The sequence below is a fragment of the Parashewanella spongiae genome (assembly GCF_004358345.1).
Classification (GTDB): domain Bacteria; phylum Pseudomonadota; class Gammaproteobacteria; order Enterobacterales; family Shewanellaceae; genus Parashewanella; species Parashewanella spongiae.
The window spans coordinates 2,744,057-2,759,677 of record NZ_CP037952.1 but is presented as its reverse complement, the minus strand read 5'-3'; the positions used below and the strand labels follow the sequence as shown (position 1 = coordinate 2,759,677).

The following is a 15,621-nucleotide window of genomic DNA, read 5'->3' as shown; positions in this document are numbered from 1 at the left end:
CTTTATTTACTTGCCGAATTGTGAGCTAACAGGCATTATATGCTGATTTTTAGACTGTAACGTAATGTATTCGTATAATTGTGGGATTAAAAAATGACATTAGAATTAAAAAAGGCCCGCAAAGCAACTGGCTGCACAATCCACTGTCACGATTGTAGCATGGCTGATCTCTGCATACCTGTAGCGCTTAATAGTAATGAACTTGATAAACTTGATGATATCATCGAGCGAAAAAAACCCATTCAAAAAGGGGAGCAAATTTTTAAATCTGGTGATCCTTTAAAGTCACTTTATGCTATTCGTTCTGGAACCGTTAAAAGTTATACCATCACAGAACATGGCGAAGAACAAATCACAGGATTTCATCTCGCTGGAGATGTTATTGGATTTGATGGCATTCAATCAGAGTTACACCAAAGTTTTGCTGAAGCATTAGAAACATCAATGGTTTGTGAAATTCCATTTATGACTCTTGATGATTTATCAGCAACGATGCCAAAATTACGAAGGCAAATAATGCGCTTAATGAGTAATGAAATCATGACTGATCAAGAAATGATTTTGCTTCTCAGTAAAAAAAGCGCCGAAGAAAGGCTTGCTACATTTATTAGCAACTTAGCACATCGTTACGGCAGCAGAGGATTCTCTACAAAAGAGTTCCGACTTACAATGACTCGTACTGACATTGGTAATTACCTTGGTTTAACGGTTGAAACCATAAGTAGGATTTTAGGGCGTTTCCAAAAATCTGATTTGATTGAGGTCAATGGAAAGTACATTACAATAATTAATTTTGAAGCACTGAAGGCCTTAGCAGGGACTACTAGAGTTGGCTAATAGCTTTTATTGATTTAGGACAATAAATCTAAATAAACACAGTTAGAAATTAATGTTGCTCAATAGTTTTTGTTTTTTCTATTGAGCAGTTATGTTAGTTTTTAACTATGAATTCTGCTACGAGATTATCTTATGACGGATTATAAGAAACTACTAGTTGTTATTGCCCCTTCTACAGACCATCAAATTGCACTTGATCGTGCAGTCGCTTTATCTCAAAAAAATGATTCCCCTATAACTGTATTTCTTACTATTTTTGATTTCTCTTATGAAATGACTTCTATTTTGTCCGCTGATGAACGAGAAGGCATGCGTCAAGGAGTTATCCAACAACGAAAAGCTTGGTTAGATTCCATTTTAGAGCCGTATTTATCTGAAGGCATTGATATAAATTCAGTAGTTGTTTGGCATAACCGGCCTTTTGAAAGTATCATTCAACATGCTATCAAGGGTGATTATGATGTCATCATCAAAGGCACACATGAACACGATAAACTTAAATCAGTGATTTTTACTCCAACTGATTGGCATTTGATGAGAAAAGCACCCTTCCCTGTTCTGTTAGTTAAAGATCATGCATGGCCAGTAAACGGGAAAATTGTTTGCGCTGTAAATGTCAGTGACGATAACGAACATCAAGCTATTAACACCAAGATAATTGCACATGCCAAGCAATTAGCCAATCAATTTGAAGCAGAAGTTCATCTGGTTAATGCCTACCCAGGAACACCTGTAAACATTTCTATAGAGCTTCCATCTTTTGATGCATTTAGCTATAACGAATCAGTCCGTATTGAACACGAAAATCAGTTAATCAAAATGGCAGAGTTGCATGGCATTAATCAAGTAAATTGTCATGCAAAAGAAGGTTTACCTGAAGACGTAATACCTGAAGTTGCCCAAGAGTTGGATTCTGAGCTTGTTATACTTGGTACTGTCGGGCGAACAGGCATTTCAGCAGCATTAATTGGAAATACAGCAGAACATGTAATTGATAATATAAACTGTGATTTATTGGCATTAAAACCCGACGGTTACATTTCGCCAGTTACAACATAACTTTCTCTTTTATTAGTGGAATAATATGCGCCCTGAGTATACTCTCAAGGTGCATTTTTATGTGTAACGACGCATTTACTTTATTTTAAAACAACAAACTCAACAACATAAACTTCAAAATCGCTTACTTAGGGATCTAGCGATTTAGAAAGTACCAATCTTTTTCATACCAGCGACTTTTATCCTAAATAAATCGGTTGGGAGCGTTCATATACGCAGAAGAAATTATTGATAGCAAGGCATGAATAGCAACAAGTAGTGGTTCTACTTGCAAAATTTATAACGCAGCTAGCGGTGATTTTGGCAAGTATATGAATGTTCAGCACTATCCTGATAGGGGGTGTAAGCCCAAACCCCAGATTTTTTTCCTCAATCATACGATAAAGGTTTTTTATTATAAAATTCAGGGTGATTAAGTCCTAATCCAACTCTATTCGCTCAATGATACTCTCAATATCAATTAATGGTGCATCACTATGAAATGTATAGTGGCCATTTAAAAGGAGATGTCGCCATGCAATCGGCGATGTTCTTTTGATAAGTTCAACAGCACTATTATTCCCCTGTGTTTCAAATTTAGTTAGTAAGTGAGACAAAAGTGTTGAGTTATAGTAAATAATGACGTTTGCCATCAATCGAGCACATTGATTGCTTATTTCAAGCTCTATATCCGTATGACCTGTCAATTCCTTTTTTCCACCGATTCTCGCTATTGCTGCTCGTAATTGGTGATAGGCTTCGATTCTGTTTTGAGAATGGTTAACTATCTGTTCTACATCAGGGTTTAGTAAATATTTCAATGTGTAAATACTTCGAACTAATTTATCGTACTCAAAGATCGCTTGCCTTGTTGGGTTTGCCGCAGCATATGTGCATAACTTCCTGATCAAGACACCTTGCGTGATTTCTTTTAAGCCAAGTGTAGCCACAATTTGATCAATAGTATCTTTTTCTCGAACGATTAAATCACAATCTATTTGTTTAGTGGGTTTAATAAGCTGATCGTTAAACCTTTCAATACGGCTAAAGCAGTAAATGTCATCTAGTTGTTTGTTCAAGCTAGTAAATCTGGGAGAAAAGCTTAGACCAAACCAATGCAATATTGCAAAGTTAGCTTTATTGATGCTATGCATATCGCCAGTAATCACTGATGGTGTAATTTCTGACGTGTTCCGATACCAAATATCAAATACATGATGAGCTTCATATTCATGGGCTCCGATCAAGTAGCCCTGTAGCGGAATATGATTGCACAATAATGTATATGCTACTACACCAGTGCCTTTACCAAAGTATTTTCTAGAATGTCTGGCTTTGATGTTTGAATGTTTTACCGTAAATTTTTGTCCATCAACTGCTCCATATAATGCATCGAGATCAAGCGAAAAATGCTGAAATATGGGTAATTCCATGATCGCATTACTGATAGTATCATTTGCCGCTTGCAATGACGCTTGACGCAAATATTGCTCGTATGTCGCTGTGAGTACATGGTAAGGAATGTCACTTGTTTGTGACATAATCTTATTTCCATGGTTCATAGCCTGAGCAATGATTACTGCCATTAAGTCATCTAAATTTGCTGCTTTTTTAGCGTATCTGGGTTGTAGTGGTTTTAATGCCGCCAAAAACTGACATTTTTCGTGAACAAATCGGAAAACTTCAGTCACGTCACAATATGGTATTTGATCATAGAATATTGTATCTAATGTCGGTGGCTCCTTAGCTTGATTTCGATGCCAAGTAAGTTTGTGCTTTTGGGTGTCATAATCTAAATGTTTTAAGTTCCCAGCTTTTAACTCTTTATCGAACTTTTGCCATAGTTCATCTAATTCTCTTCCTAATACATAAAGCTGACTCTCAATTGGCTTTTGCAACCAAGGGATATTCAGTTGCTCTAGAATTGATACCTTGTCATCAACAGAAACCAATTCATCGTTTAACCTTCGATATTGGATACTGTCATCAATATAGAGTTCACCCGCTTGCAATCGTTTACGTAACTGCCTGTAAAGCCAAAACTCATATCTGTCTGCATAAACAGAAATAGGTTGATTGTCATCATCGAACTGGCACAGAAAAGATTTCAATCTCTTTGGTAGAGTCTCTGATGGACATTCATCTATCGATCTCGATGATAGTGTTTGTTTCTTATCATGTGTGCTATTGACCCAATTAAGTGCTCTTAGCCATGGGTTGTTGGGGATTGAGCTTTCAAAATGTATTTCTCTGAAAATAGGTCTTAAATGATATGTGACGAGCTTTGATATTTCACTAACGAGTTGCCACCTCAATGATAACCTTGTGATTGATTTATCAAGCATACTATTGCCAGCTTCTTTTAATTCCTCTTTTGAAAGAATATTAAATGCTCTTCTCCTTACTTCACCAAAAGGAGTAATATCAGTTAATTTTTCATCGACATACAATAAAAGTAACTTCCCAACTAGTGGCGCCTTCTTCCGTTCATTAGCGTGTAGTTTGTTGAATTTAATGTTCGCAGATGTCTTATTAGTTGTTTCCAGCTTCTTTAAATGAAATTTCATTGCATCAACTAAATTATCAGTTAATTGTCTGAAGCGGTAAAATGCATAACAAAGAAGGTAAAGATAAGACTGCCCTTTGGGTAAGCGGCGTAAGTCATAAATTGTGTAAAAAATTGCAAGACTCGAATAGTAAAGCCGATTTTGTAGAGAGATATCAAGTTTTGGTAATATCATTTTTGATATTTTGTAAATTGATTTTAGAGAGCTTCTTTTCTCACGTTCTAAAGACATTTGCTTCCACCTAAAGTTTTTAGCATCTTGTTTTAAAGCAGCCAAATTCGACAGTGAATCTTCACGAATCAACAAGTTATCAAGACTGAGCTTTTGTGTTGTGGTTAAGGTCTCTTCGATCAAAAGCTCAATTCTTCCTCTTTCGAAAGACAACGCTTCAACAACAATAAGTTGTAAGGTGGTGTAGGCGGGACGCATTATCTCACTTTCATCTAACCAAGATAGTAACTCAACAGATATGTAAATTGGCGTAACATCTCTTCTTGCTACTTGCTTGGCAAGTTTTAACAACTGTGGTTTATGAACTGTTGACCACATCTGATAACCGAAATATTCGGCTATCAATTTTCGCTGCATGTAATATTCTTTGTTTCCAATAGCGTTAGCCGTAATAACATCAGCAGAGCTGAAGTAATTTTCAATGATGAAATCTTTGTCAGCTTCAACCTCAGTCCAATCGAACTTAAAGAAGAGCTTCTTTGCTTTGAAAAAACCTAGTTGCAAGGCGCAGTATATTTGAGAATTAATATTTGGTCGGGATTTTGCGAGGGCTAACTCTGACTCAGATAAGAGTAGAAAACGAACCTGTTGCTCTTCATCAAAATCGGGGAGACCATAGTAGGCAAAAATTTCAGCTTCAGATAAGACACTAAGATTTTTATTTTTGTTAGCCATACGGAATGTGCTCTTCTAGTATCACAACTCCATGTTCGATTCATTTATAACTATTTCGAATAAAAATATAATGATTCTTTTTCTCGAAAACGGTCGTTTTTGAGAATTAAATACTCAACTTTTTCGACAACGAACAAAAAGGCTTTACACGTTATCAAAAACCATTCTTGAATTAAAGTTCTCGATTGCCTATTATAGGGTGAGTTTTGAGAACGATTTGGTTTACCTTATGTTAAATGATCAATTTCCATCACCTGATCTTATCGGTGAATATCGACAGTTTGGAGAAATGGGGCCTGCCTATAAAATAGTTAGACCTGTTCGTCGAGTAGATAAAGATGATTGGGTATTATTAATCGAGGTCTTAGAAACAGGTGAGGAAACCGAATATCGGTTTTCAAAAGTCAAAAACGATCCAAAGGTACATTAATGTTTGCTATCGCTTTTGATCTAGTTGTCGCAGACACTGACCGTCATCACCCGAAAAGTGTCTCTCAAGCTTATACTGATATTGCCTCAACCCTTTCTGGTTTTGGGTTTAATAGAATTCAAGGCAGCTTATATGTTTGTGATAATGAAGATATGGCAAACTTATTCCGAGCTATCACAGCCTTGAAAGCACTTCCTTGGTTTTCTGATTCAGTTCGGGATATACGAGCATTCAGGGTTGAGCAATGGTCAGACTTTACCAGCATGATTAAAGAGTAGAAGTTATGAAGATTGGTTATGCCCGTATATCAACAAAGGATCAAAACTTATCACTTCAGTTAGAAGCTTTAAAACAAGCTGGTTGTGAAAAAATTTATGCTGATAAAATAAGTGGGATCAAAACTGACCGAAAAGAATTCTGTTTAGCGTTGGAAGTCTTAAGAGAGGGCGACAGCCTTGTTGTATGGAAGCTTGATCGCCTTGGAAGAAATGTTAAGGACTTGGTTACGATGGTCGGCTCTCTTGAGCAAAAAGGAATCAACTTCAAGAGCCTTACAGATAATATTGACACTTCAACTCCAGCTGGAAGATTCTTTTTTCATGTAATGGCTAGTCTTGCTCAAATGGAGCGAGAATTAATGCTTGAAAGAACGAAAGCTGGTTTAGATTCAGCCAGAAAGCGTGGGAGAATTGGAGGACGTAAGCGAAGAATGACAGACTCCAAGATAGCAGCTGCTAAAAGATTACTTGAAGACGGTATTCCACCAAAAGATGTAGCTTCAGATTTAGGTGTTTCAATACCAACCCTCTATCGATGGCTCCCTGCTTCAGAAAGAACACACCTCACTACGAATTGAATATTACGTTTGATTAGTTACTGCCTCTAAATAAAATATTTTCTTTCGTGGTGAAGGTAAATGTAATTCAAATACTGAATTAAAAACAAACAGTCAATATTTGTTTAATGCAAAGCTTGAAATTAACAGAGTTAGTTTATTCAAAAACTATAAAATCAAGCTTAACCATATTCATGATAGTAGAAATTTAATTTATGTATGTACAATGGTGCATTCTGGCTCACCACCATCTATACTCACACAGGCTAGAATACTTCCACCACCTGAACTACCACCAGAGCCGTTTATTATCCAAGAGCCTGAACCAGAGCCTGTGAGTCCGCTACCTCCTGAACCACCAGTACCACCGCTTCCACTTCCATTTGATGGATTGCCTGAAAAGTTAACCGAAATTGGTTCGCCATTTAAATCAACTGCAGTGCCTTCCAAATAAACATAAGGTTCAGTTACATAGATATTTACAAAAAATGAAGCTAACCTACCATCATCAAAATTAACGATCAAAACTGTACGACCAGCTAATTTTGCCCACGCACCCGAACTAACATGAGATTTCAATGCTGTACTAATTTGACCAGCAATTGATGCCATTCCCAAACCTGTATGAGACTGTGTGACCATCACATCGGAAATAGTTGTATTTAATGTAACTTCTATAACTTCAGGATCATTATTAAACCATGAATTTATGGACGTTTCGTTGTTACCATTGACAACTGAATCATAGGTACTGGATTGGCCAGTATTTCTAATAACAAATCTACTCAGAAGATAGTCATCATGCATTTCATCTTCCGTTGTCATCACTCTTGGTATAATCTTGTCAATAGTTAAACCAGGTTCCGATTCATAAAAACGCATAACATTAATAAACACGGCTTTGTTAGTTGATTGATTAACTACAGTGTAAGCAAATACTAGATTTGTAAAGCCCCTATAAGCCAATGGCACTAACTTAAGAATTACTTCTGATATACCTTAAGCCTACGTGCTTGCTTTCTTGAATGTTGTAACCTTGGTGTCGGTTTCGGTCGCCTTTTCTTTGCTCTCGGTTCTTTTCTCCCTGGGCGATTGCCAACGATATGCTCGCCGATAATATTTGCTATCACATCCAATAAAGTGTCAATGATCCCTTCGGTGGCTTGCAAAAGTAATATCTGAAAATCTTGTAATGCGTCATGTGCGGCTTTAAAACTTGCCTCTCTAGGCGATATTCCTTTTTTTTTCTGCCGCTCGGCACATAAGTGCCCTTATCATGTTGTAAACTAACAAATGAACATCAATTTCCTTACGCACCATATCTGGACTACCACACCTTAAAATATCCATTTTCATCATGGTCTTGATTGACCTAAAATCCAACTCGATATGCCATCGTGAAACGTATAAATCAATAATATCTTGCTTCGGATAGACTTCTTTATCCGTGAGCGTGGTAACAATGATACGTTTCTTTGTTCCTACCATTCTGACGATAAGCTCTTCTGGCACTTGAGCGTAATCCTCTGGGGTCATCCATTCTGGACAGGATGGACGAATTAGCTTAAATAAACCATCTCGCTTACCCAGCTTTTCTTCACAGGTTCTGAAATCGACATTTCTGGCTCCGTTTTTTTCGAAAACAGCATCAACGCCTAAACCCATTAGTCCTACAAGAACAAAGTAGTTTTCGAAATTAGCATCTCCCAGCACAATGTCGCCTTGTTTCAAGTCTGACTGCATACTTCTTAATAGTGCCTGCTCGCCAGTACCTTTCCCTTTACAAGGTGAAACAGCCGAGTCAATGACTGCACCGCTTCCCAAAGAAATTAACACTAAAATCCGCAGCTGAGGAAAGCCCAGCCCTTCTTTTTGTGATTTAGGTTGAGGGAATTGGGCTTGGTTCTCGTGCGTATCAGGCATAGATAGTGTTGAGCCGTCAGTTAATAGCACTCTACGGCCATGCCATAAGTATTTCCCTTGAATCGCTTCATCTAAGTTTTTTCCTGATTTCTTCAATAGCGATTTAATTGACTCTGGAGATAACCGTTTTCTTGCTTTGCAGTAGGGACCTGTAATTGTGCTGTTTTTCTCTCGACCTATAGCAATTTGATCTCTAGCGTCACTGATTAGTGTGCAACGACAAGACTTGTTTTCACTGGCTACTTGCTTCATGAAAAGCGAAAGTGTGTGGCAGGCGGGATACTTGCGTACTCTTTGAGTATTATCTTTTTGAAAATCTTCTAAATCTTGCAGAGTGAGAATTGAAGAAAGTTCATCTTCTTCCGTTTGAGCAAAGCGACGTAACAATTCTGGGGCATCATTGAAGAATTGGCGAGTTGTAGTATTCATGGCGTGACACTAGAAAAACCTTAATCTGTATGATTTACTCTCTATTGTTCAATTAGTAAACCTTCAGCTAAATCTTAAGTTAGTGCCATTGCCCTATAAGCTGATTTATAATGACCAACTGCGAAATTTTTGTATGATGAAATTGACTCACAACTATTACATTCAACATATACAGAACGCTTTAGTGAGCTTAATTGTGGGCTTGCCTCTGATACCAAAGGTAATAGTAGTAAAGCCATTATAGGTAAAAATTTTTTAAACATCTAAAATTCCTTTTTTGTAATGTTCGATTAGCTTTGAAATTAATAATGGAGATAAAAATATAGATAGCAATGCAGGACTAGCTGATATGTCACCCATAGTTACATTTTTGTAAAAATAGAATCCTCCCTTTATATCAAACGGTGTAGAGTGTATAGCTCCTTGAAAATGCATAAAAAAAACAAGCATAATGATAATTTTTAGATAACTAATACTCTTATCTTTACTCAGCAAAGCTAGCATCGGAATAATAGCCGACAAAAAAATAAAAATAATGTCATAAATAGCTTTTTCTGTTGGAGACCTAGAAATGGCAGAACTTATTCCAATTGCATAAAATACAAAATTTGAATAAAAGAACGCTGCACATAGAGTAAGAGGTATAGTTTGAATATGATGTTTGAAGTTAACTTTCATTGAAATCCCTATCAAATTTTGAAGTCGACCAACTTAAACATATTTTATTGAGTTCCGTCAAATTTATTGTAGCCTTATCCAAACTACAAGGTATACAGCAAGAGTATTATGGTTTTTGAACAGCTTTTTAATAAAAATAAAACTACTTTCTCAGATATATTCACAATCATTGACTAAAAACAGTTAAGTTAAAGCTCATTTTTAACCAACTTGCACTTTCTTAATGTCTTTGCAGACAAATTTAAAGGTTGAGTAACGCTTATAATGCAGTATGTGCTAAAAGGTAAGAATAATTGGAATCATCAACTATGACTTTTTCTGATAACCAAGAAAATATAAAAAATTTATACTCGATATCTTCGCCGCCCCAAATTAAATTTCAATTATTTGTATTTCAACTGACTATTGTTATCCGTACAGCTGAGGAAAAAAATCTGGGGTTTGGGCTTACACCCCCTGATAGGTGAATTAGGGTTGTTTAATTTTGTATATAATTTCAATAAATTAAAGTTAAATTGTGCGTTCAACCGATTTATTTACCGTGAAAATCGCCGCTAACACCTATTCCCAAGCCTGTTAGTGAAAGCATAAAAGCTAAAAATCACTTCGCCTTTAGCTTAGGTTGGAAATAATCTTCAAATCTCAGCGAATACAATTTTCATGGTGTAGGGTGATAGAAAAATAGTAGTCAAAGTAAACGCATATAACATCTATGCCTATCATGAACGTGTAGGTTGAAGTTGGCAAATAAAATCATGTGTTCGATTTAATATTGTTATTAACTCAAGTTTCGGAGTTCATTTTTAGCTAAAATCATGGGTACTTTCCAGTAGAAATAGCATCTTGGCGTAATGTAAAGTATCCATTTGCATTACTTGATTAAAAAACGAGGTCACTTCTTCGTTGATTTTATTCAGTATGATTTCGCTTTCTGTTGTTGATAACGAAGAAATACTAGAAACTGCATCGCTGATCAAAGCCTTAAATAAGCCCCATAATTTACAAGCAAAATCTAAATTTTGTAGACTGTCGCAAAGTAGGTTCCTTGAGTCACAGACTTTGCTGTTTTCATCATTTTGCTTCGCATGCAGAAACAAGCAAAACCTCAACCCTGTTAGATGAATTGAAGCAATATAAGCACTGTAATGACGACTTTGCTCACTCAAAAAGCCAAGATGTTGTTTGGCTTCCTTGAAGTACACTTCAATTCCCCAACGCAAAGCGTAAATCTCAAGAATTTTTTCATCGCTTAGCGAAGCGTCCGTACTTAAAAATAATGCCCAATAGTGTTTACCTGCTTTTTATTATCAGGATTAACACCTCGACAAAAGACGAGTTTAACCTTAATCCAATTCGGCTCAAGCTTTGCCGTTTCTGCTAGATTCAACTCAACGACAATGGACTTTGTTTGATAAGGCAACCCTGCTAGTTTTGCCATCAGCCTTTTACTTGAGTTTTGAATAGTTCGGCGGCACTGCACTCTGATTTATCCGCTAAGCAGTACTTCATTTTGTTTTTTTCATTCGGAGAATAGCCGTCAAATCATGCTCAAGCGTCATACTGATATTACCTGTTCTGCTGGACGGAGCTGGGTGCTGAACATTTGGGCATTTTGCAAAGCCTGATGGTCACCTGCCGACTACAAGGGATAATCCGTACCATTATCTGGTTGACGTGCTACAACGGGTATCACAGCATCCTAATTCCAAGGTTGAAGAGTTGATACCAAAGCAGTGGAACATTAAATTTAAACGATACAATTTGATGTCGGATCTAGAGGCAACTACTTAAAATAAACCTCTTCTACTTTCATTTTAGAATATCTGAAAAGTGACAAAGAGCTGCTTTTTGAACAGTACCTTTCGGAGGCTGTTTTATATCTAATACCCAGTTAAACCCGCTGCTATAGCCAGTCATGTACCAAAGAGAGTCATAATCTTCCTTATCTAAAGTGATATCCACGGTTGGATCTGTGCTGAAATTATTTGACTTAAAGTTTTCAGGAAGCGTTAAAGTCGCTGTTTTATTTTTAAATATACAACTAGCATTAGTCCACTCACGGATCAGTGCACCACTGGGATATGGATACTTACAAACATTGCACTGGAAAAGTTTTCCATCTATGTTTTTACCATGATATGTAACCGCAAACACATCGGCCGAACTTAATAGTAAATAAAACATCAAGACACATTTAATTGCTTTCATAAGATTCTCTTTGCCTTAGATTAACTCAGAAGCTTATTCAATGACGCAACTGGCACATGCTATTACTTGAGACTAGGTACTATAGACTCAAGTTTTTAAAGGTGTAATAATGGTTAGCAGTTAGATATAAGAGATAGTTACTATCCCCATTGAAATTAAATTTTGAAAGTCATCTCATATTGACCACTTACCTTGCAAAGGTATCTTGATTAATAACGAGTACAAACAAACGTACCCAAAAAACAAGAATGAGCGCTTACGTAATTACTGATGTCCCTTAAGCATGATTTACGTTTAAGATACATTATAAACTAAAACAATTTTCGGTCACTTACTACCTGACATTGCGCACACGGAATAGTTATGTGGTTAAGGTTGATTAAGAAATCACTTTTTATCTATGTTTTACTTAAAATTAACCGACATGAACATTTTCACAACGCAAAAATGAGTAACCATTCGTTAATTTTGGGTTTTTAATAGATGTACTCAATGTCAGTTACTACTCGAAAAAAATCCTTAAATGTATTGCTTCGATTTCTGTTTAAAGAGACAAATCCTATTAAAAAATGTCATAGATTGCATTAGATATTTGCAATATTGATAAATAATGATTCATCTATATTACTTGAAGAAACGACAGCTTCATCAAATAAGTATTTTTCTCTATCTCCATCTCTGTCTAATGGAAGGTTAACAAAATCAAAAAGTTCATTATCAGCTAACTGGCTTGGACTTACATTTTGTATTGATTTAAAAATGTTATCCACACGTCCTGGTGATTGTTTGTCCCAATCTGTAAGCATCTTCTTGATCATTTTTCTTTGTAAATTTTCTTGTGAACCACATAAGTTGCAAGGGATTATTGGAAAGTTTTTCAGTTCTGAATATTTAATTAAATCTTTTTCTCTACAATAAGTTAAAGGTCTAATAACTATGTTTCGTCCATCATCAGAACGTAATTTTGGTGGCATAGCTTTTAATCTAGAACCATGAAACATATTTAAGAACATGGTTTCAACGATATCATCTAAATGATGACCTAGCGCTATTTTTGTAGCTCCTATTTTTTCTGCAAAAGAGTATAATGTTCCTCGTCGCAATCTAGAGCACAATCCACATGTTGTTTTCCCTTCAGATATTTTTTCTTTTACGACAGAGTATGTATCTTTATCAACAATATAAAATGGAATATTTAAAGAATCAAAATAATTAGGAAGTATATCTTCTGGAAAGCCAGGCTGTTTTTGATCTAAATTGACAGCAATGATTTTAAAATTAATAGGAGCCCTCGCTTGTAAGTTCAGCAATATCTCAAGCATTGCAAAAGAGTCCTTGCCTCCTGAGATACATGCCATTACCACATCACCATCTTTAATCATGTTGTAATCTTTAATAGCATTTCCTACCTTTCTACGTAGTCGTTTCTCTAGTTTATTAAATTCATAAAGATTTTTTTTATCATTAATCGGACTCATATAATTTCTCAAGGATTTAGAATTTTAAAGTGTGATTCATATTAAGGGAGTGAATTATACTTATTTTAAACTGTCTTTAAATATATTTTGAAAATCGTAAAGTGATTATCCTAGCCATTTATTCTTTTAAATTTAAATCGAAACGAAAGCATTAAAACAAAAAATTATTTTAAATTAATAATTTAAAATAAAATATGCTTGAATATCACTCAACAGATAGAAGCCTTATGGGATCTAGCGATTTAGAAAGTACCAATCTTTGTCATACCAGCGAAGGCTGGTATCCAGAGACGTTCTATGGGAAAAAGCAAAGGCACTAGACTACCGACATACAAAACTGTCGTTACTTCGTTTCTAGCCTGCTCTGGAGTGACGAGAATTCATCGGTATACTTTCTTCCGCAACTTCCCTAAATACCTGTCGACCTTTAATTTTAATTGAGTGGATTGAAACGATTGAACACACTCAATTTTAACCTCATTATTACTTAGACCAAGGTGTAACTGAATCAGGCACTTGGCTGAATTGGAGACTATCTGTATTTTTTATTTTGGCACTAGTAATTTTAAACTGACCTTTCTCTATTGAAATAGCTTTCCCATCCAATACAACTTCTGCATTCTTGCCATTAAAGTTAAAATTTAAACCAGAAATTGGATCGCTAAAATATTTAACAGGAAACCCTTGTAAACTATAGAGTAGTTCATTCATTTCTGATTCTAACTGTTGCAGATGCGCGCTATCATAAGTATTTGATGGAAGTTTTTCCGTAATCTTCATCTGAATTGAGCATAACGTTGCATTGCCTGACACGCTTAAATTAATAAGCGCTCTATTCGATTTTAATTTTTCATCGAAAGGAAGTAAAAGACGCTGTTCTGAATTATACGTAAGAGGATAGTTTTTACTCTCTGTTGTAATTGAGCCGCTTTTTATTTGACAATCTTGAGATGTTGGAACGAAAAATGCCATTTCAATTAGTTTATATTTACCTTTATTAACCGTTTTAATGCGGTCATAAAAACCTTTGTAATCAAGGGATATTGTTTCTGAAAGACTTGAAAAAGAAATCGTTGCTAAAGTAACAAGAAGCAGTTTTCTGAACATTATTTTTTCACCAAATACTTTTTATTGTGACGTAACATGTCAAGTAGTTCATCAATATAAGCTTCTTGACGTTCTGAGTAATTAATTAAGCCATAGGCTAGCTCTGCAGCTGCAGGCTCGAATCCTTGATTCCTCAAGTCAGCTCGAATAGATCGGAATAAACGATATGCGCCATTGGAATTTAGGTTACGCATATAGGATGCAATAGAATCTTCAACTGAATCAAATACGCTAACTTCATGACTCAATCCTTTTGTTCTTGAGCTGGGGACGAGACCACAACCTTTTGTAAAACACCATTGGCCAAAGAAATTTAGTCCTTCTCTAGCAAATCTAGAACTTCCCCAACCAGATTCATTAGCTGCTTGCACTAAAACCAAGTCAATAGGCACAACATCCACTCGCTTCAATAAATTTCTTATTGTCTTTTTATTGATTCTAGTGAAACTGAATTGATATTCCTTGGCTATTTTTTTAACTCTGAATCGTGCGGCATTATCAAGTTGATGACCTTCTTCTAACGTTCTTTGTGTCGACGTTAAAAAGCTACGTTGCTCACCGATTATGGTGTTTCTTTTTTGCACAATTGGTCTTAAGTAGTCAAAAAAAGCTTGTTTTCGTGAAGGAATATCTTTGATTGCAGAAAAGTCTGGCAAGGCTTGTGCTTGCTGCCTATTTTTGGCTGTTAAAACTAACTCATGTTGTTCGTTTACTGTGGTGGGCAAAAAATATAATCTTAATCCATAAATAATAACGATGACCGATCCCAGCGCTAATGTAAACTTTCCTATTCTGCCGGTTTTCAATAAGTTGTCCTTAATTTTTGCATTATGTTCTTATTATTAGGGGCTGTTTATCTTTCAGGATTAAATTTTGTGCTATTTGAGCGTTTATCTGTTCATGGCGTAAGCCGTGAAGCTTAGTCATCTAAGTAAACGGGTTACAACACAGAACAGTGAACGCTCAAAACCATCTAAGACAGCGTAAATTGGTCATTTCTACTGCATTATCGCTTGCTTATTTGGAATAGCAAACCGCACAAGCTCTGTCTTGTATAAAACGACCAATTTATCGCTGCAAAAATAATCACGAAAGATAAACAGCCCCTAGAATGTAATCATAACTTTTTCTTATTCTAAGTTATATCTGCATTATATTGAAAAACTATGTGTACTACAAAATCAA

Annotated in this window: 17 protein-coding genes; 6 read left to right on the top strand and 11 right to left on the bottom strand. The window is 35.8% G+C overall.

Annotated elements, in window-relative coordinates:
* Positions 1–93 precede the first annotated feature (93 nt).
* Positions 94–837: an FNR family transcription factor gene (locus E2I05_RS10795; protein ID WP_121852533.1), complete on the top strand. Its 744-nt coding sequence runs from the start codon at positions 94–96 to the stop codon at positions 835–837.
* A gap of 132 nt (positions 838–969) precedes the next feature.
* A complete protein-coding gene (uspE, locus tag E2I05_RS10790; RefSeq protein WP_121852534.1) occupies positions 970–1,896 on the top strand; it encodes a universal stress protein UspE in 927 nt (308 codons plus the stop codon).
* A gap of 419 nt (positions 1,897–2,315) precedes the next feature.
* Here uspE and E2I05_RS10785 read toward each other — a convergent pair whose 3' ends face one another.
* Positions 2,316–5,348, bottom strand: a complete 3,033-nt coding sequence (locus E2I05_RS10785; RefSeq protein WP_121852535.1) for a Tn3 family transposase — start codon at positions 5,346–5,348, stop codon at positions 2,316–2,318.
* A 229-nt stretch (positions 5,349–5,577) separates the two neighbouring features.
* On the opposite strand from E2I05_RS10785, the gene E2I05_RS10780 reads away from it, so the two are divergent.
* The 3 genes from E2I05_RS10780 to E2I05_RS10770 are packed head-to-tail and all read left to right on the top strand — an operon-like array spanning position 5,578 to position 6,634.
* Positions 5,578–5,778, top strand: a complete 201-nt coding sequence (locus E2I05_RS10780; RefSeq protein ID WP_121852536.1) for a DUF5397 family protein — start codon at positions 5,578–5,580, stop codon at positions 5,776–5,778.
* On the top strand, positions 5,778–6,056 hold the full coding sequence (locus E2I05_RS10775; protein ID WP_121852537.1) for a virulence factor: 279 nt from the start codon (positions 5,778–5,780) through the stop codon (positions 6,054–6,056). The genes E2I05_RS10780 and E2I05_RS10775 overlap by 1 nt, the downstream gene beginning before the upstream one ends.
* A gap of 5 nt (positions 6,057–6,061) precedes the next feature.
* Positions 6,062–6,634 carry a recombinase family protein gene (locus tag E2I05_RS10770; protein ID WP_121852538.1) on the top strand — a complete coding sequence of 191 codons (573 nt, stop codon included), beginning with the start codon at positions 6,062–6,064 and terminating at the stop codon, positions 6,632–6,634.
* Between the two features lie 192 nt (positions 6,635–6,826).
* Here E2I05_RS10770 and E2I05_RS10765 read toward each other — a convergent pair whose 3' ends face one another.
* From E2I05_RS10765 to E2I05_RS22035, 6 genes are all read right to left on the bottom strand, one after another.
* Positions 6,827–7,579 carry a hypothetical protein gene (locus E2I05_RS10765; RefSeq protein WP_133309635.1) on the bottom strand — a complete coding sequence of 251 codons (753 nt, stop codon included), beginning with the start codon at positions 7,577–7,579 and terminating at the stop codon, positions 6,827–6,829.
* Positions 7,580–7,596: 17 nt separating this feature from the next.
* The gene (locus tag E2I05_RS10760; RefSeq protein WP_133309493.1) at positions 7,597–7,782 is read right to left on the bottom strand and encodes a hypothetical protein; all 186 of its coding nucleotides are present in this window, start codon (positions 7,780–7,782) and stop codon (positions 7,597–7,599) included.
* A 55-nt stretch (positions 7,783–7,837) separates the two neighbouring features.
* A complete protein-coding gene (locus E2I05_RS10755; protein ID WP_133309407.1) occupies positions 7,838–8,965 on the bottom strand; it encodes an IS4 family transposase in 1,128 nt (375 codons plus the stop codon).
* A 255-nt stretch (positions 8,966–9,220) separates the two neighbouring features.
* Positions 9,221–9,643, bottom strand: coding sequence for a hypothetical protein (locus E2I05_RS10750; RefSeq protein ID WP_121855301.1), 423 nt, complete (start codon positions 9,641–9,643; stop codon positions 9,221–9,223).
* Between the two features lie 803 nt (positions 9,644–10,446).
* Complete coding sequence (locus E2I05_RS22835; RefSeq protein WP_342354315.1) at positions 10,447–10,863, bottom strand: hypothetical protein; 417 nt, start codon at positions 10,861–10,863, stop codon at positions 10,447–10,449.
* 47 nt (positions 10,864–10,910) lie between these two features.
* Positions 10,911–11,081: a hypothetical protein gene (locus tag E2I05_RS22035; RefSeq protein ID WP_170179628.1), complete on the bottom strand. Its 171-nt coding sequence runs from the start codon at positions 11,079–11,081 to the stop codon at positions 10,911–10,913.
* 236 nt (positions 11,082–11,317) lie between these two features.
* On the opposite strand from E2I05_RS22035, the gene E2I05_RS23010 reads away from it, so the two are divergent.
* The gene (locus tag E2I05_RS23010) at positions 11,318–11,434 is read left to right on the top strand and encodes a hypothetical protein (RefSeq protein ID WP_376707893.1); all 117 of its coding nucleotides are present in this window, start codon (positions 11,318–11,320) and stop codon (positions 11,432–11,434) included.
* Between the two features lie 18 nt (positions 11,435–11,452).
* Here E2I05_RS23010 and E2I05_RS10735 read toward each other — a convergent pair whose 3' ends face one another.
* From E2I05_RS10735 to E2I05_RS10720, 4 genes are all read right to left on the bottom strand, one after another.
* On the bottom strand, positions 11,453–11,851 hold the full coding sequence (locus tag E2I05_RS10735) for a hypothetical protein (RefSeq protein WP_121852371.1): 399 nt from the start codon (positions 11,849–11,851) through the stop codon (positions 11,453–11,455).
* Between the two features lie 584 nt (positions 11,852–12,435).
* Entirely contained in the window at positions 12,436–13,329 is an 894-nt protein-coding gene (ttcA, locus tag E2I05_RS10730) for a tRNA 2-thiocytidine(32) synthetase TtcA (protein WP_121852372.1), read from the bottom strand.
* A 483-nt stretch (positions 13,330–13,812) separates the two neighbouring features.
* Positions 13,813–14,436: a DUF2987 domain-containing protein gene (locus E2I05_RS10725; RefSeq protein ID WP_121852373.1), complete on the bottom strand. Its 624-nt coding sequence runs from the start codon at positions 14,434–14,436 to the stop codon at positions 13,813–13,815.
* Positions 14,436–15,242, bottom strand: a complete 807-nt coding sequence (locus tag E2I05_RS10720) for a glucosaminidase domain-containing protein (RefSeq protein ID WP_121852374.1) — start codon at positions 15,240–15,242, stop codon at positions 14,436–14,438. The genes E2I05_RS10725 and E2I05_RS10720 overlap by 1 nt, the downstream gene beginning before the upstream one ends.
* Positions 15,243–15,621: the final 379 nt, after the last annotated feature.